At 49.0% G+C, this 17,048-nt stretch carries 17 protein-coding genes and 1 pseudogene; 6 read left to right on the forward strand and 12 right to left on the reverse strand.

Annotated elements, in window-relative coordinates:
- Positions 1-32: 32 nt before the first annotated feature.
- Together OEL90_RS08300 and OEL90_RS08305 are read left to right on the forward strand one after the other, a co-directional pair.
- A complete protein-coding gene (locus OEL90_RS08300) occupies positions 33-1,445 on the forward strand; it encodes a M20 family metallopeptidase (protein WP_291403603.1) in 1,413 nt (470 codons plus the stop codon).
- Between the two features lie 31 nt (positions 1,446-1,476).
- Positions 1,477-2,640 carry an amidohydrolase gene (locus OEL90_RS08305; protein ID WP_300687868.1) on the forward strand — a complete coding sequence of 388 codons (1,164 nt, stop codon included), beginning with the start codon at positions 1,477-1,479 and terminating at the stop codon, positions 2,638-2,640.
- A 136-nt stretch (positions 2,641-2,776) separates the two neighbouring features.
- On the opposite strand, the gene OEL90_RS08310 is transcribed toward OEL90_RS08305, so the two are convergent.
- From OEL90_RS08310 to OEL90_RS08330, 5 genes and pseudogenes are all read right to left on the reverse strand, one after another.
- Entirely contained in the window at positions 2,777-3,106 is a 330-nt protein-coding gene (locus OEL90_RS08310; RefSeq protein ID WP_300687869.1) for a type II toxin-antitoxin system PemK/MazF family toxin, read from the reverse strand.
- Complete coding sequence (locus tag OEL90_RS08315; RefSeq protein ID WP_291403674.1) at positions 3,100-3,345, reverse strand: AbrB/MazE/SpoVT family DNA-binding domain-containing protein; 246 nt, start codon at positions 3,343-3,345, stop codon at positions 3,100-3,102. The genes OEL90_RS08310 and OEL90_RS08315 overlap by 7 nt, the downstream gene beginning before the upstream one ends.
- A gap of 77 nt (positions 3,346-3,422) precedes the next feature.
- Positions 3,423-3,791 carry an HsmA family protein gene (locus OEL90_RS08320; protein ID WP_300687870.1) on the reverse strand — a complete coding sequence of 123 codons (369 nt, stop codon included), beginning with the start codon at positions 3,789-3,791 and terminating at the stop codon, positions 3,423-3,425.
- A gap of 86 nt (positions 3,792-3,877) precedes the next feature.
- On the reverse strand, positions 3,878-4,450 hold the full coding sequence (locus OEL90_RS08325) for a TetR/AcrR family transcriptional regulator (RefSeq protein WP_300687872.1): 573 nt from the start codon (positions 4,448-4,450) through the stop codon (positions 3,878-3,880).
- A 164-nt stretch (positions 4,451-4,614) separates the two neighbouring features.
- Positions 4,615-5,343 (reverse strand): annotated as a pseudogene (locus OEL90_RS08330) (SDR family NAD(P)-dependent oxidoreductase); the annotation flags it as partial.
- Positions 5,344-5,539: 196 nt separating this feature from the next.
- Here OEL90_RS08330 and OEL90_RS08335 point away from each other — a divergent pair.
- The 3 genes from OEL90_RS08335 to OEL90_RS08345 all read left to right on the forward strand — a co-directional run bounded on the left by OEL90_RS08335 (position 5,540) and on the right by OEL90_RS08345 (position 8,590).
- Positions 5,540-6,124 carry a glycerol-3-phosphate acyltransferase gene (locus OEL90_RS08335; protein ID WP_300687874.1) on the forward strand — a complete coding sequence of 195 codons (585 nt, stop codon included), beginning with the start codon at positions 5,540-5,542 and terminating at the stop codon, positions 6,122-6,124.
- A gap of 30 nt (positions 6,125-6,154) precedes the next feature.
- On the forward strand, positions 6,155-7,771 hold the full coding sequence (locus OEL90_RS08340; RefSeq protein WP_300687876.1) for an aminotransferase class V-fold PLP-dependent enzyme: 1,617 nt from the start codon (positions 6,155-6,157) through the stop codon (positions 7,769-7,771).
- A 237-nt stretch (positions 7,772-8,008) separates the two neighbouring features.
- Positions 8,009-8,590 (forward strand): carboxymuconolactone decarboxylase family protein, encoded by a 582-nt coding sequence (locus tag OEL90_RS08345; protein WP_300687877.1) that lies wholly within the window; start codon positions 8,009-8,011, stop codon positions 8,588-8,590.
- 122 nt (positions 8,591-8,712) lie between these two features.
- Here the strand turns inward: OEL90_RS08345 and OEL90_RS08350 are convergent, their stop codons facing one another.
- From OEL90_RS08350 to OEL90_RS08360, 3 genes are all read right to left on the reverse strand, one after another.
- Positions 8,713-9,864 carry a multicopper oxidase family protein gene (locus OEL90_RS08350; protein WP_300687879.1) on the reverse strand — a complete coding sequence of 384 codons (1,152 nt, stop codon included), beginning with the start codon at positions 9,862-9,864 and terminating at the stop codon, positions 8,713-8,715.
- Positions 9,865-10,155, reverse strand: coding sequence for a hypothetical protein (locus OEL90_RS08355; RefSeq protein WP_300687881.1), 291 nt, complete (start codon positions 10,153-10,155; stop codon positions 9,865-9,867).
- Positions 10,156-10,281: 126 nt separating this feature from the next.
- Positions 10,282-11,196, reverse strand: coding sequence for a class I SAM-dependent methyltransferase (locus tag OEL90_RS08360; protein ID WP_300687882.1), 915 nt, complete (start codon positions 11,194-11,196; stop codon positions 10,282-10,284).
- Between the two features lie 368 nt (positions 11,197-11,564).
- On the opposite strand from OEL90_RS08360, the gene OEL90_RS08365 reads away from it, so the two are divergent.
- Complete coding sequence (locus tag OEL90_RS08365; RefSeq protein ID WP_300687884.1) at positions 11,565-12,524, forward strand: DegV family protein; 960 nt, start codon at positions 11,565-11,567, stop codon at positions 12,522-12,524.
- A gap of 130 nt (positions 12,525-12,654) precedes the next feature.
- Here the strand turns inward: OEL90_RS08365 and OEL90_RS08370 are convergent, their stop codons facing one another.
- The 4 genes from OEL90_RS08370 to OEL90_RS15230 form a co-directional block, all read right to left on the reverse strand.
- Positions 12,655-14,931 carry an excinuclease ABC subunit UvrA gene (locus OEL90_RS08370; RefSeq protein WP_300687886.1) on the reverse strand — a complete coding sequence of 759 codons (2,277 nt, stop codon included), beginning with the start codon at positions 14,929-14,931 and terminating at the stop codon, positions 12,655-12,657.
- A 236-nt stretch (positions 14,932-15,167) separates the two neighbouring features.
- A complete protein-coding gene (locus tag OEL90_RS08375) occupies positions 15,168-16,097 on the reverse strand; it encodes a hypothetical protein (RefSeq protein ID WP_300687888.1) in 930 nt (309 codons plus the stop codon).
- A gap of 156 nt (positions 16,098-16,253) precedes the next feature.
- Complete coding sequence (locus tag OEL90_RS08380) at positions 16,254-16,718, reverse strand: peroxiredoxin family protein (RefSeq protein ID WP_307730927.1); 465 nt, start codon at positions 16,716-16,718, stop codon at positions 16,254-16,256.
- A 20-nt stretch (positions 16,719-16,738) separates the two neighbouring features.
- Positions 16,739-17,044: a 4Fe-4S binding protein gene (locus OEL90_RS15230; RefSeq protein ID WP_307730931.1), complete on the reverse strand. Its 306-nt coding sequence runs from the start codon at positions 17,042-17,044 to the stop codon at positions 16,739-16,741.
- Between the last annotated feature and the right edge of the window lie 4 nt (positions 17,045-17,048).

Below are 17,048 nucleotides of genomic sequence, written 5' to 3' on the forward strand. Positions count from 1 at the left end.
TCACTTAGAAAACCACATAGGAGGCGTACCCCTTGAAATCAGAATATCATGAGAACAAGACCATCTTAATTAAGGAAACCGGCAGCGTAAAAAATTCAGGCACGATCCGCTTAACCCCCGAAGGTGACCTCAAACTGGACGAGGCCGCTCTGAAGGCCCTGGGCTTCAAACTGGAATGGACTGAAGATGGCGCGGTTGGGACCTTGAAGCAGATTACAGACGCTGGAGCAGAACTAACGTCAGAAGAATTGGCCTTTGTATCAGAAATGACGGATTTCTCAGAGCTCATTGGGGACGCGTCGAAAAAAATCTACGACAACCCTGAACTGGCATTTAAGGAATCCTTTGCCTGCGACCTGCTCTGCGCTATTTTTGAGAACCATGGCTTCAGTCTCGAACGAAGCCCAAAAGGCGTTCATCCGGTGACAAAGGAACCGTGGACAATGGACACTGCCTTTATCGCCACCTTGGACGGCATGTCCGGCGGCCCTTCAATAGCACTTATGCTTGAATATGACGCGCTGCCAGGAGGGCACGCCTGCGGACATAACCTGATCGCGTCAGCAGGATTGGCGGCAGCGCTTCTGCTGGCGAAACGCATACCTCAACTGAAGGGCCGCCTGGTCGTCTACGGTACGCCCGGAGAAGAAGGCAAAGCCGGCAAGGCTCACATGGTTGAAGCCGGAATGTTTCAGGACATTGATGTCGCCCTCGTCACTCATCCCGGCGACCGTTGGGCAACAGGCTCTGATTTCCTCGCGACCAAAACCGCGACTATTGTCTACAAGGGCGTGCCGTCCCATGCATCCGCAGCCCCGGAAAAAGGCGTCAGCGCGCTGGATGCCGCAGTCATAACCTATAATGCTATAGAACTTCAGCGGGAACACTTGAGAGGTGACGCCAGAGTCCACGGCTTTATCCGGGATGGCGGAAAAATATGCAACGTGGTGCCGGACCGTGCCGAGATGGACTGGGCTGTTCGCGCCTTGGACAATGTTTACATGGAAAAGCTTGCGAACATGATCGAGCGCTGCGCCCAGGCCGGTGCCCTGGCGACAGGCGCTGAAATGGAACTTTCCTGGAGTGTACCTTACGGCGCACCCGTGAAGGTTCCGACCCTGGACCGTCTGGTTCTCGATCTGGCCAAAGCTACGAAAGCAGGACTGATCAAGTCCTTTGATGTCCTAGGGTCATCAGATCTCGGCAATGTCTCTTTCGAACTGCCAACCTGCAATTTGTGGTTCGCCATTGCCGGCGAAGGCACTATGCCGCACACCGTGGAATTCCTTGAGGCAGCTGGTTCAGACGAGGCGGTGGGGGCGGCTTTGAACGCCGGTAAAGTCATGGCCCTGGCGGCTCTGAGGCTATTTAACGACCCGGCGTTAGTCGCCGTTATCCAGGAGGAATTTATCGTTTCAAAACAGCGGCTTATAGCCCAGTCTTAAGCAAAACAAAAATAGAACGGAGGTCAGTACCATGACTATAATCGAAAGCGCAGCCGCCATCCAGGACTACGTCATTAAGATCCGCAGGGAGCTTCACGAGTACCCGGAGCTCAGCCTTCAGGAATTTGAAACACAAAAAAGAATCATGCGCGAGCTGGACGCTATGGGCGTTTCTTATGATAAGGCCGGCACCACCTCGGTAGTTGCCAGGATCAATCCCGGGAAAGGCACTAAAGTCGTTGCCCTCCGTGCGGATACCGACGCGCTTCCAATCATTGAGGAGTCCGGTGTCCCCTATGCTTCGAAATCCTATGGCGTCATGCATGCCTGCGGCCATGACAACCACACCGCTATGCTCCTGGGCGCTGTCAAGCTCCTCAACGAGATGAAAGACGAACTCCCCGGCGAAGTCCGCTGCATCTTCCAGGAGGCAGAAGAGCTCTGCGTTGGTGCCCAGAATGTTATTGCCGATGGCCACCTGAAAGACGTCAACGCCATCTTTGGACTCCACGGCATGTCCAACCTGGAGACAGGCTTCTATGATGTCAACCCGGGCTACAAGCTGGCCGGCGCCGACACCATTTATGTCAAATTCGAAGGCGTTTCCGGCCACAGCTCAACGCCGCAGTTAGCGAAAGACACTGTTTATCCGGCCTGCATGTTCGTCAATGAGCTCCAGAGTATTGCCACGAAAAAGGTGGATCCAAAAGAGACTGTCATCATTGCTGTTGGCAGGATCTCCGGCGGGACCAAGTCCAATATCATCGCCAAATACTCGGAGCTGGATATTTCCATGAGGTATTTCAACCCCGACGTCAGAAAGGCTGTCCACGAAGCCATCCAGCGCCTTGCTGATGCCACCGCCCTCGCCCACGAAATCAAAGTGGAGGTCATCTTCGAAGAAACTGCCCTTTCCACTTATAACAATGAAGCGGTCACGGTCATCGCTCAAGACTCAGCAGAAAAAGTCTATGGTCCGGGCAGAAACGTCGACCTCTACAAACAGATGGGCTCAGAGGATATGTCCTATTACTTCCAGGAGGTCCCCGGCACCTTTGCCTTGCTCGGCTATTACAACGAGGCTAAAGGCAGCGTTTACTTTCCGCACCACGAAAAGTTCAACGTTGATGAGGACATGCTGAAGTATGGCGTTGCGCTCCACGCTCAGTTTGCGGTGGACTATTTGAATCAGTAGGATCTGGAATATGGAATGAAAAATGACCATCGGCAAAAGTCTTTCAAAGCTTTTCTAAAAGCTTTTTAAGAACCGATGGTCATTCAATCATTCAATATTTATCCATTTTTGGTTTGAGTTTACGTTCCGGGACAAATCATTCAATTCTTATTTCCGCGTAAACCATTTCAATAGCCTTTTCCAACAGGTCAAGGGGCAGCGTCTCAATGACTTGATAAGGACGAGCCTTTAGGTCAAGTGTTTTAGGCTGTTCACACAAAATGGCGCCCTTTGTCTTCGTTCTGCTGTCGAGAGGAAGATGAAGCGGAAAAGCTCTGTCGTTTGTCGTGATAGGGCATGCAATCACCAGATTTGTATATTTGTGAAAGGAAGGGTTGCTTATGATCACAGCCGGTCGAAAACCAGACTGCTCATGCCCCAGCTGAGGATCAAAATTAAGTTTGATTATATCGCCCTGTTTCACCATATCTCGTCACCTTTAGGTTTCCCCCAATCGATCAGAGATGGTTTATAGTCGTCCGTATAGTCTTTGAAAAGATCATCCAGCGTCAATTCCTTACTGGTTGAAATCTTTGAGATAATAATTTTGTTATCTTCAATCTCTATTTCAACCGGATCATTTACATCAATTCCCAGTAGCTCGAGAATGGCTTTTGGAAGTCGAATGCCCTGCCCATTTCCCCATTTGTTGATTGTTGCGATCATACTATCACTTCCTCAACAATTAGTATATACATAGTATAAACCAACTCGTTTTAAATTGCAACAGCCCAACCGCTTATCTAAGCCGACATCCCCACAACCATGCCAGACGCAAACGGGACCAGCCAAATCAGCCAAACTGCGGCGCTGAACCGGTGGAATTTCTTTTTCGTTTTTGGACTGTTCTGATATAGGACGACGGTCGCCCAGATCACATGAACCAGCATCAAGAGAATGGCTGCCAACCCGGTCACGCCATGGATGCCGAAGCCGGCCGCATCGGTCGCGATTCGGTTCATCAGCGTCGTGCCAAGGGTGTCAAACACCAGCCCGAACCAAAAGATAATGACATGCCAAGGCTTGAGGGTCCCCGACAGTTTTTCCGACCAGACGCCTATAGTATAAAACAGTAAAGCAGCAGTAATCGACACAATGGCATATAATAACATAAAACACTCAACCTCCATATTTTTAAGATCTCATAACTTACAGTGCCAATGAGCCGCAGAGAAAATAGGACTTTTTTACCCTTAGCTTAGTTTGCCGACCCGTGTCCCTCTTCCTCCAGCAGTGACAAAATTACTTCTTCAAGGACCGTATAGTCCACCAGCGGGGTCTGGATCATGGCCAGAAAGTTCATAACCACGAAAGCCGCGGCTTCCCGGCTGGACATGACCTTGAAGCGGATCCCCTCGACCTCCAACCATTTGGCGAGTCGAGCCGCCAGCATCTCAATGGCCTGAAATTTTCTCCCCCTGCTGCTTCCCATGACCTCTTCAGCCTGATAGAGCTCAGGCTTCAGCCATTCAGCCCGAAATATGCCGACAAAACCTTCGAGGCTGCGATAGATGCCTTGAAGGTTTTCAGAAAATGACCCGGCGCTTCCCAAGATTAAATCCACCTCAGACTGAAACGTCTTCCAGTACTCCGACATCATTTCCACCATCAAGTCGTCCTTATTGGGAAAATAATTGTAAATGGTGCCAAGGGCAATGCCGCAAGCGGACGCGACGCCCCGCATTGTCAGTTGGCTGTAGCCCTTCTCGCTTAAGATCTCCCTTGCATGGGTCAGGATGAGCTGTCTTGGATTTTCTATGACCTTTGCCATGGTTTCACCACCTCAATTTGTTTTTTAATGAACACTGTTCATTTGAACTATGTTCATATTAACTTAAAAAAATAGGTTTGTCAATATTACAATTTCATTACCGTCCGCGTCCCCAACTTGAAGTTGGGGACGCGGACGGTAATAAAAAAAACACCATACAAATGTTAACCTTGAATAACGGATCTCCCACCGTCCACGCCAATAATCTGGCCGGTCATCCAGTCTGATTGGTCTGAAATCAGAAACGCGGTGAGGCTCGCAATGTCCTGAGCATTCCCCAGCCGCTTCAGGGCGTGGGTTTTACCCAGCGCTTCAATGGCCTCCGGACTTTTAATGATGGCGGAGGACAGGTCACTGTCCTGCAGCAGCGAAGGCGCAATGCCGTTGACGCGAATCTGAGGCGCCAGCTCAGCCGCCAGTGACCGGACCAGCCCTTCCACCGCGCCTTTGCACATGCTAAGTGAAGCGTGCATGGCCATGCCCTGCTGGACCGCAACGCTGGAATACAGGACTATTGACGCGTTCTGATGTTTTTTGAGCGCTGATGCCGCCGCCTGAACCGCCATGACGGCACCAGGGCGTTGAGTCTGAAATCGTCCATGAAGTCCGCCTCTTCAAGTCGCCTTAAAGACTTGAGATTGATGGTGCCAACCGCGTACACCAGCCCGGCCAGCTCCTTGCCCGCTTCCTCACTGACCCGTTTGAAGGATGCCGGATCCCTCAGGTCCGCAACACTCATGCCGGCGCCGAGTTCCTCTGCGATTTTTCTGAGTTTGTCTTCCCCTGATCCCACCAGGTGCAGATCGTAGCCCATTTTCTTCAAAAGCCTGGCGCTCGCTGATCCGACCGCACCGCTGCCTCCATAAATCAGTACTTTCCCGCTCACTCTCCATTCCCCCTGTCTGTGCGCAGTGTAATGCGCTATTTCGCTAATTTATACCCCAAAATGCAGCATCTGGTACTTTGACGGGTTGAAAAATGTTACACCGAGCACCATTGTGGTATCAAAGCAATAATTCCAAAAACGCGCTCACCCTCACCATCACAACTTTTCAGAAACTTGCGAAGCCGCAGAAAGGAGGCCCTGCCTTGAACGCTGAAGACTTAATCTGGATCTTGGTCTCATACGGCATTGGATGCTTTAACACCGGTTATTATTATATTAAATGGAAATACAAATCTGACATCCGCGATTCCGGGTCTCGAGCAACAGGCGCAACGAATGTCGGACGTACTGCCGGGAAGAAAGGTTTTTTAATTACAGCCGGTGGCGACATACTAAAAGGCGCACTAGCCGTAGCTTTGGGCAGCTATATCCTTGAGATCAGCGACATTGCCGCTTTAGGCAGCCTGATGGCCGTGGTCCTTGGTCACATTTTCCCAATACAACTGGGATTCAAGGGCGGCAAGGGCATAGCGACCTTAGCGGGGGCACTGTTTGCCTACAACCCATTTCTGATGCTTGTTGTTTTACTGATGTTTGCCGTTTTTTTCGTCATCATCAGAAAGAAGACTCCAGCCGCCCTAATTGTACTTACGCTTCTTCCGGTATTCATGGCAGTATACCATTATCCGCCCCGGGAAATTGGAACTATTGCACTCATCAACCTTATTGTCATTGTCGCTAATCGCGATAATCTTAGAAGGGCTTTTATGCCGCCAAGACAAAAATAGAATCGACATCTTTAGCAGGGGGAATGAACAATGATTCATCAGCTTACCTACAAACGGGCCGAGCAGCCTTGGGAATTTGAACAGATCTACAGGCTCAACTACGAAACCTTTGTCGAAGAAATCCCTCAGCACCAGCAGAGCGACACGCGCTTGCTGGTTGACAAATTCAATGATGAGAATACTTATTTCATAGCGGTCAGCCAGGACCAGGTGCTTCATGGCATGCTGGCCATCCGCGACCAGAGGCCTTTTTCACTCGATTCCAAGCTCGAAAATTTGGATGCTTTGATTCCGCCGGCTAGATCCATGTGCGAAGTCCGCCTGCTCTCGGTCAAGCAGGGCGTCAGAAACGGCGTCGTGCTGATGGGACTCTTGACACAGCTCTATGAATACCTTCTAGTGATGGGGTATGACCTCGTCCTGATCTCAGGCATCCTGAACCAACAGAAGCTGTACAGACATATAGGCTTCATCCCCTTTGGGCCTGTGGTCGGCAGCGGAGAAGCCAGCTTTCAGCCCATGTACCTGAAGCGCGAGAACATTCAGATCCCAGGCAGTATCTTGCCTGAGGAGATCGTGAGTTTTCTACCCGGTCCCGTTGAGCTGCCCGAATCCGTGAATGCCGCTCTCAGCCGACCGGCAGTGTCACACCGTTCGCCGGGATTCCTAAAAAAACTGAACGACATCAAGTCCAAACTGTGTGCGCTTTCCAAAGCCAATTACGCGGAAGTCCTGACGGGATCAGGCACTCTGGCAAATGACGTCATCACAGCCCATTTGTCTTTGCTCGGCCAAAAGGGTTTGATTCTCAGCAATGGTGAATTTGGCGAGCGCTTGATCGACCATGCCAAACGCTTTTCACTGGACTTCGAAATCTGCCGAAAGGACTGGGGCGACGCATTTGAACCGCCTGCCGTTGAACGCCTTCTAAAAAGCGATCCCAATATCCGCTGGCTTTTTATGGTCCATTGCGAGAGCTCGACAGGTATGCTGAATCCCCTGACCGAAATCCAAGCCCTTTGCGACGCTTACCAAGTCAAGCTTTGCGTGGATGTCATCAGCGCTCTGGGCAATGTCGACCTCGACCTGCGCGGCGTTTACATGGCTTCCGCCACAAGCTCAAAGGGCATTGGTTCCTACTGTGGCCTGGGCATTGTCTTTTATAATACTCTGCTGCCACCTTCAGCCGGCCGGCTTCCAAGATCTCTGGATCTACATAAGTTCCACGAGGAATCAGGAGTACCCTATACCCTCTCCTCCAATCTTGTCGAAGCACTCTATACCGCGCTCACCACCATTGATTATGACAAAAGACGCCAAACCCTGTCAGAAGTCAGCCACAAGCTGCGCGAGGATCTCAAAGCGCTTGGTCTCCCTCCGCTGACCAGCGGCAGCCACGCCGCGGCCGCCATCCTAACTATTCCACTGCCGGAAGCTGTCTCTAGCCTCCACCTTGGCGATTATCTCAAATATAAAGGCTTCCTCATCAGCTATGAAAGCGCTTATCTCGTCAGAAGAAACTGGATCCAGGTTTGTCTGATGGGCGACCTCAAACCAGAGCGCGCAGCTGCCCTGGCAGAGGTGATCAAGACGTATGTAAAGCAAAGAGCAGAATTAGTCATCAGCAAAGAAAATAGTGCCGTATAAAATTGTGGGAATGAAAATGACCATCGGCCCAAAGTCCTTGAAGCTATTTAAAAGCTTAAGAACCTTTTTAGCCGATGGTCATCCCTACTCAAAACAAATTTCCGAAATTAACTAAACACGAATTTCCGAAATCCTCGGGTTTGTAGATCCGTGAATTTGCTGAAAATATGACCATTGGAATATGCTTAATGCTAGTAAAAGTGAAGACTGACACCAGTCTAAGAAAAGGAGGTCCCCATGGCCGCTTTTATTCGTCCCCCAAAACCTATTCCCCTCCTGTTGAGACCTGGCATATGGATCGCGAAAAAGGTCACCGGCAAAGATTTGGAGGTTCCAAAACTTCTGTCGTGGTCTCCAAAAGCGGCCATTGGCTCAGCGGTGCTGGAATCCCTGGTCGCCCACAAAGATCGGACCATCTCTGAGCGGATGCTGAAGCTCGTCCGCATGCAAGCCTCTTTTACGGCTTTCTGCCCGTTTTGCATCGACATGAATTCAGCCGAGTATGCACAATCAGGCATCACAGATAAGGAACTGGCTGCCCTCCAGGATCATACACTCATTTCAACCACGCTCACCTTCTCAACCAGAGAGAAAATTGCACTTGAGTACGCAAGACTCATCTCCGCCACGCCGCTGTCTTTCCCGGCTGAGTTTATCGAGTCGCTGAAGCAAAATTTTGACGAGCGCGAGATTGTCATTCTCGCCAGCACGGCGGCGCAGGTCAATTACTGGGCCAGATTTATCCATGGCCTCGGGATTCCGCCGGCTGGATTCTCCGGGTCGTGCAAGCTGCCGGAGGAAGAATTGAATATGGATTGAATTGAAAAACCATCGGCTAAAAGCTTTTAAAAAACTCTCAGCTGATGGTTTTTTGTTAAGTGAAACTGGGTGTCTGCAACAATTGCCTATGAACCCCGTCTTCCTACCTAAACTATTCCCATTCACTTGACGAACGGATTTACAACCTCCAGCTGCCCCATCATCCCCGCCTCTTCATGCTCAAGGATATGGCAGTGATACATGAACACACCCTCATAGTTAAACCGGACAATAATCCTCACGGTTTCATTTGCCCTGACAAAGACGGTATCTTTCCATCCCTGCTCATTTGCAGCGGGTTCCTGACCGTCACGGCTAAGAATCTGAAACTGCGTGCCATGAATGTGGAACGGATGCCCCGGGCTGCCCATCATCATGGCGCCAGTGGTTGTGATCTCCCAAATTTCAATATCCCCCAGGGTAACCTTGTCATCAATCCGGTGCATATCGAATTTTCTGCCGTTCAACGTAACCATGTGCCCCATGCCGTCCAGCTCAATGGTCTTGGTTCCAATGGCAAGGCGTTCATCGAGCTTTTCAATTTCTGCAAGCCGTTCCGGAACAACTGTATTGTCCTCGGAAGCGCCACCGATCCTGAAAGTCATGACCAACACATTATCGCTGATCAGCTCCACAACATCTCCCTCTTTGTACTTCGAAAAATCGATGATAATCTCAGCGCGTTCACCGGGCGAAATGAAAAGCGATTCCGTCAGGACGGGCGCTTCAAGCAGGCCTCCATCTGAGGCAATCTGATAGAAGGTCGACCTGTCCGCCAACTCCAAATAAAAGTTTCTGGCATTGGCACCATTGACGACCCTGAACCGCATCTTCACTTGTCCGACTTCCAAGTAAGGGGCTATAGCCCCGTTCACCAGGATATAATCGCCAAAAGCCCCGTCCATCATGTTCGTAACGTATAAGAACGACCCATCTTGGTTGAAGCTTCTGTCCTGAAGGACCAGCGGAATGTCATTGATGCCGTAGTCATCAGGGAGTCCAAGGGATTTTGAATTCTCATCCTCGATCAAAAGCAATCCAGCCAAACCATAGTAGACTTGAATGGCGGTCGTACCAATCACATGGGGATGAAACCATAAAGTAGCGGCGGGCTGATTGACCGTAAAGGTTGGATTCCAGGTTTCCCCCGCTGCAATGACTTGATGCGGACCGCCATCTGCGGTGCCTTCGACTTCTAAACCGTGCCAGTGGACCGATGTGGTTTCTCCCAGTTCATTGGCAACATGCATTTGGACTTCTTCGCCTTTAGTCAATTAAATAGCCGGGCCTAAATAGCTGCCGTTGTAGCCCAGGGTAGGGGTTGAAAGACCCTCAACAAACTGCGTGGTGCCGGACTGAACACGCAGGGTGAACTCAGCGCGCCCTACCTCCGGATCGGTATCCTCCAGCAGTGCGGGAATAGGCAGGGCTTGGCCAGTGTCGTTCATTGAATCTGACCCAACATCACTTGGCGGTCTTTGAGGCTCTCCCGGGTTCATAATGTTGCAGCCAGCCAACGTAAGGATCAGGACGAGAACTAAAAGGTTTAATAGTTTTTTATTCATCATAGCAGCCCCCAAAATATTTCCAGGTTGAGGTTGAGGTTTTGAATCACTGGTATCGAGTCGCTGGTTTTGAGTCGCAGATTTTGAATCAGAGGTTAAAAGACTTGCCTCCAGGTGCAAGACGGATTATCTGTCCGCTTTCTTGCCGTAGGCATAAACGACATCCAATGTAATGGTTTGGATCTTTCGGTCGACAAAGTACCTTCGGATCTCTCTCAGCACGGAATCAATCACTTTGTCAGAAATAAAGGACGCATAGAAATTCCCGGTGGATGACGCAATGAACTCATACATGTCATCACTGCTTTGAAACTCATCCTTCCAGATGGCCTGATTCACTTTGACCTCACTTAAGCCCGCCGCCCGGAAAAAGCGCTGCATCTCTTCCCGCCCCCTCGGCCAGTATAAAATTCTCCGGCCAAGCATATAGCGTTTCGGTATAGCGCCAAACACTGCATCTGACAATTCTGCGTAATGTGTTGGTCCGTGAGTGGAGATAGCAACGATCCCGCCCGGTTTGACCACCCTGGCCATTTCCCTGATCATTTTTTCCTGGTTGGGCACCATGCCAAAGACCATACTTGAAATGGCAACGTCAAAAACGTCGTCCTCAAAAGGCAGATTTTCGGCATCTCCTACGCTTGCCTCTGCCACATTTGGGGGATACCCGGCCGTCTCCAGCTTTTCCCTCAAAACGCCCACCATGTACTCAGAAAGATCCGTCGCATAGACCTTACGAGCGTTTCGCTCCAAAAGCTTAAACGTTGAGATCCCCGTACCGCAGCCCACGTCCAGGACAACCTTGCCGCTGATGCTGATCTCCTCCAACAGCGTGTTGGCAACCAATTCGTAATGCCCCTGTCCGTAGGTGTCGTAATTTTCGACATCGGCGCTGCGATCCCCGTTATAGGCTGATTTAATGTCCTTTTTCATAATCTCCGTGTCTTTCATGTTTCCGGAGATCCATGCGATCATGCCATTCAGGTTCAACAGCAGTTTCTTGAAAAAACCAATTCTCCCAGTCCAGAGTATGCCTGGCATGCCTCACATCCCCTTTCTATGGCAACGTACATGCCATCCTCCGCACTAATTCAACGAGGCTGACCTCGTTTTGCAGGGTTCAACCAATCTAGTGAGATTATTAGGGATTATACCCCGATACGAGGGGGTTTAGACTATGTGGAATGTAGAAGGGGTGTCTGACACCAACTTCCATGTTTGAAAAATGACCATCGGCTTATTAAACGCCTTAAAGCCTTAAAAAGCCTGAAGACCCCTGCCGATGGTTTTGTCACAACACACCCACCGCAAACTTTAAAAGTGTCGCGCCTTTTATCATGGGTTGTGGTAAAATTAAGTTGCTTCTTGATTGGTAAACAGGAGCAAAACAAGCAAATTGGAGGCGTTCCATGATCAAGATTATTGCAGATTCAACCTGTGATTTATCGGATGAAGTCTTAGGCCGCTATCACATCAGTATCGCGCCTCTGATTATTCAAATCAACGACAAAGAGTATAAGGATCGCATTGATATTCAGCCGGATGAATTCTATCACATGATGATGGACCTGGAAAAAAATCCAACAACGGCTATGCCAAGCCCTGTTGAATTTTTGCGCTGCATAGAAGAGGGTATCGCGGAAGGCTGCAAAGAAATTTTGTGCATCTGTATGTCAAGCGGTACCAGTGGATCCTATCAGTCCGCCATGCTCGCGAAGGAGCTCTTCTATGAAAACTATGATCCTGGCGAGTATAAGCTGCATATTGTTGATTCCTTATGCATGAGTCACGGCAGCGGCTACTTGATTTTAAAGTCCGCACAGCTTCGAGACATTGGGTACAACTTTGAAGAATTGGTTTTGTTCAATGAAACCTTTAAGAAACACGTCAAGCATTACCTTTCCGTAGATGATCTGGACAATCTGATCAGAAGCGGTCGACTGTCCAACACCAGTGCGTTTATAGGAAAAATTCTGAAGCTCAAGCCCATCATGACCATGAAAGGCGGCAAAGGTGCCATTGTTGCCAAAGAGCGCGGCCGCAAGCACGTGCTTGATCACTATGTCAGAGAATTCATTAAGCGCGTTGATGACGAGCTGACGACCTTTGTTATTGTTGGATATACCTCCGACCTGGCTTATGCTGAGAATCTGAAGCTGAAATTACTTCAGGAAAGTCACTTCAAAGGTGAAGTGTACATCATGCAAATGGGGGTTTCAGTAGGCACTCATGTTGGTCTGGGCGGCGTCTCCATGTTTTTTATTGAGAAAGACAGACATCATGATGGTCTGCTGGCTAATGAATTGATCAATTTCGTTGCAAAAAGAGATGAATTTCTCGAAAAGTTCGGGAAAAGGCAGAGTAAATAGAGTTCCAAAAAATAAGAAGTGTTGCTGAAATTCTGAGCAACACTTCTTGTTTTTTTTGTGAATAAGCCCCTGAAATCAAGGGCTTTGCGTTAATTCATACAACCTTTGCTTATTGTGAGAGAAGGTTTACTCAACCCAGCTCCAGCTCAGACTGCTGCATTTTCTTCAGATATTGTCCTGTATAGCTTCTCTGACATGCCATTAAATCCTCCGGTGTCCCTTCAAAAATGATCTCCCCGCCTCTAACCCCGCCTTCAGGGCCCAAATCAATGATCCAGTCAGCGTGGCTAATCACGTCCAGATTGTGCTCAATGACAATGACCGTGTTGTCATGGTCCACCATTTTTTTTATTATGGCAAGCAGTCGTTCAATATCCGCCATGTGAAGTCCCGTGGTAGGCTCATCCATGACATAGATGTTGCCCCTTTTCTGAAGCTCCGAAGCCAGCTTGATCCGCTGGGCTTCACCGCCGGACAAGGTACTGAGCGGCTGTCCGAGCTCCAGATATCCAAGGCCTACCTCGCACAGCACTCCCAGTTTTCGATTGATCTCCGGGTGGTTAAAGAATCCCCTGAGATCTTGAATGGTGGTAACCAGGATGTCGTAAATACTTTTATTCTTATATTTCAGAGACAGCACCTCATCCGTGTAGCGCTTTCCCTGACACTCCTCGCAGGTCACCTTGACGGCGTCCATAAAATGCATTTCATAGCTGATGACACCCAGCCCATTGCATTTAGGACAGGCGCCAGTTGAGTTGAAGCTGAAAAGTGACGGACTCGAATTTGAACCCTGAGCAAATTCCTTTCGAATCAGGTCGAAGATCCCAGTATAGGTCGCCGGATTCGATCGCGAGTTTTTCCCAATGGCGGACTGGTCAATGACAACCGCGTCCTTGTATTGATTGAGGAAGGTCTCCAAAATCAGGCTGCTTTTCCCGGAGCCCGCGACGCCTGTAATGCAGGTTAGAACTCCTTTAGGAATTTTAGTCGAGACGTTTTTGAGATTGTGCAGAGAGGCATTTTTTATTTCTATGCAGTCTTGATGCGGTTTTCTTTCGCCCTTATAGACCTTCCGGTTCCTTAAATATTCCCCTGTCAGACCTGTAGAGGTCAATAGACCCTTCACCGGCCCGGCATAGACAACTTCACCACCGTGAGATCCTGCTTTCGGACCAATATCTATGGCATACTCCGCCATCCGGATCATATCCGGGTCATGCTCCACGAAAAACACACTGTTGCCCTTGTCCCTCAGCTTCTTCAGCATACCTGCCAGCTTGTCCGTATCTCTGGGGTGCAGTCCTATGGACGGCTCGTCCAGGATGTACATCAGGTCCACGAGGTCGCAGTCAAGCTGCCTGGCCATCTTGACCCTCTGGCTTTCCCCACCTGACAATGTCGCTACTGACCGGTTCAGCGACAGGTACCCGACTCCGATCTCAATCAGATGGGATAGAATTTGCTTCATCTTTTTCAAAATAGGCTGAGCGAGAGGATTGTCAATGGTTTCGAGGAATTCCAGGAGTGTCGTAAACTCCAGATGAATCAGCTCCGGGATGGTCCTGCCGTTCACCACAACGCTTCGTGCTTGTTCATTAAGACGAGAGCCGTGGCAAGCGTCACAATCCATATAAATGAAGTACTTTTCATAGGCGTCCTTCTTGGCCGCAGGCAGATCCTCAGGGGCTTTATTCAGATAATCCCTTTCCAGTCTCTCTGCTATACCATTGAAAGTCTTGGCGTAGGTTCCGGCGCCGTGGGCCCTGCTAATAGGAATGTCCTTGGCAAACAGGAGCTTTTGGATTTCCTCTTCTGAGAAATCGCCCAGCTTTTTGTCCACGTCAAACAGGTCAATGGCCACCATCTCCCGCCAGTTCCAGCCCCCAACCTTGTGATCCGGATGGGTAATCCCGCCTTCCCGAATGGTCTTGTTCAGATCCAGCAGCTGGGTCACATCCACTTTGATTCTTTTTCCGAGGCCGTGACACTGCGGACACATGCCGGCAGGGTGGTTGAACCCAAACACAAAAGATGGTCCTATAAACGGTTCCCCGCAGCGGGAAAACAGCAGCCTGAGATAGGTATAGAGCTCCGTAGCCGTTCCCACTGTGCTTCTCATGGTTGTGCCCATGCGTTTCTGATCTATGACTATAGCTGTTGACAGGTTTTGAATGTCCTCCACGTCTGGCCGGGTGAGCTTAGGCATCCGCTCCCTGGCAAAGGAGGAAAAGGTTTCAATCAGCTGGCGCTGGGCCTCGGTGTAGATCGTGTCAAACACCAGCGAGGATTTGCCGGATCCAGACACACCGGTAAACACGACCAGTTTGTTTTTGGGAATCGCCAGCGAAATGCTTCTCAAGTTGTGCGTTCTCGCGTTGCTGATCAGGATCTGATCGGGCTTCATGCACTTTTTGCCCCCTTCGTTAACTGCCAAGTGTCAATGCTGCAGTCTCGTTGGTCGAGACGGCTCACTTTCAATTAAGCAATATATACCCCTTTGAAAATGGGGTTCACGGTGAATGTAAAATGACCATCGGCAAACTAATTGTCCTGGAGCTTTTAAAAGCCCAAAGACTTCTGCCGATGGTCACATGCCCGCACCCTCTCACCCACATGCCAAACCTGGCTGGGCGCTTGATTTTAATCCTCTGCCAGCTTTTTCTCATATGCCTTTTTTAGTTTCTCATAATCGCTCTTGAAAAACGCACATTCTTTGATGCAGATCGTGCATCCATGTTGTTTGCTGAAGGGCACGGCACATTTTTTAAAATCTATGTGCTGTTCACTTCCATCTCCAAGAACTAATGGCTTTTCGTAAATCGCTTTTGCCGGGCACTTTCGTACACAGGCATTACAGGTATCGCAGAAGTCCTTGATCCATGCCTTGTTTTGCGCGTTGGAAAACAGCAGATTATTTAGGTCTGTCAATACAGCGGCAATACGAACACTTGGCCCGAACTCATCCGTGATAAGAAGGCCGTGCTTCCCAAATCCGCCCAGACCTGCATCCCTTGCCATAACCGCTAGGTTCAAATTACTGCTGATTGCCGGAACGGCTTGCACATTAAATCCCTTTTCTCTAAGGCACTCAGCAATCAGATTTACAGATCTTCCAAGCTCGTAATAGGTTCTGAACACCTCAATATTGGTTTGTACGGAAGGCGCTTGTTCAATGTCGCTTTTCTTCATTTCCATTGTGAAGACAATGGCGTTTTTGAAAAGTACTATGGAGTCCTTAAACATGTGTGATTCATTTATGGGTGTAAATCCTATTCCTGATATGCCTAGGGACTTGGCGTATGTTTCCAATTCTTTAAGAACATCTGGTGTGATAGTTTTGTTTCCTGTGTATGGATTGTTTCTTATGGATTTAACAGTCTTTGTTAACTCTCTCAAAGTGCCAACCAGGTATTTTGCGTAGGACGGCATAGTTTTAACTTTTGAAACCAAGCTGCCGTACTTAATGTTAATCTCAGGAACGATCAGGCCCTCTTTATAGGTGGGTTTACCGTACCAAACATAATCTATTGGCCGGATATAGTTGTACTCTCTGGGCATTGGAAATCTCATGCTGTTCTTTGCCCTCCTTGGGCTCTATCCTCACAGATCTCGATCTGGTAGTCGCAACTTAGCAGTGAATTGGTGCTAGGTGAAGATAAAATGACCATCGGCATAAGCCTATCAATTTCTTGAAGCTAAAAACTAAGCCACTATTTCAAATCAGTCCTATTTCAGCGAATCTATAAGCTCAAGCATTTCAGCGGTCTCTGGAATATCGCTCATGGAGTGCCCGTAATGAACATATCTTAGGATCCCGGCTTGATCCACCAGCATCTGGGCCGGCATTCTCCCAAGTTTGAACAAGTTGACCTTCTGGCCATATAATTTCAGGACGGAGAGCTTGTCATCAGGAATCCCAATAAATTTCAGATCATGCTCCTCCCAATAACTTTTGAAAGCCTTAGCATTTTCGGGTCCTATCACGACTATTTTCGTATTTTTTTCTACGAATTTTTCAAAGTTTTGACGCAACTGCATCATATGCTTTTGGCAGAACGCTCAGACAAAGCCTCTGTTGAGGACAATCAAAACGTTGCTATTACCTTTGAGATCGGAAAGTTTGAAAAGATTGCCGTTATAGTCTTCTATTTCGAAATCCGGCGCTTCTTTGGTTAATTCAACGCTTGCCATGGTGTCATCTCCTTATCATATTATTTGCTTGAAATCTTGCTCAGAAAGGTTGTCGTGTAAGAAAGATTATTCGTTTTACAAGCGTCCACACAATGACCGCAGCCCACACATCTTAATGAGGTCACCGGTTCCCCTTTCATGGCTTTGTTTTGAAGATCTATCGCCATAGGGCATGCTGAATTGCACGCCCCGCAGTTAATACACTTTGTGAGGTTTGTAATGATTTTCTGCCCGGAAAGTTTACTTATGAAACCCAGCACCGTGCCCAGAGGACAATAGTAACAATACCCTCTTCCAATAAATACGATCCAGAAGAACATCATCATGAGT

It is taken from the genome of Acidaminobacter sp., from assembly GCF_030247605.1.
GTDB lineage: Bacteria > Bacillota > Clostridia > Peptostreptococcales > Acidaminobacteraceae > Acidaminobacter.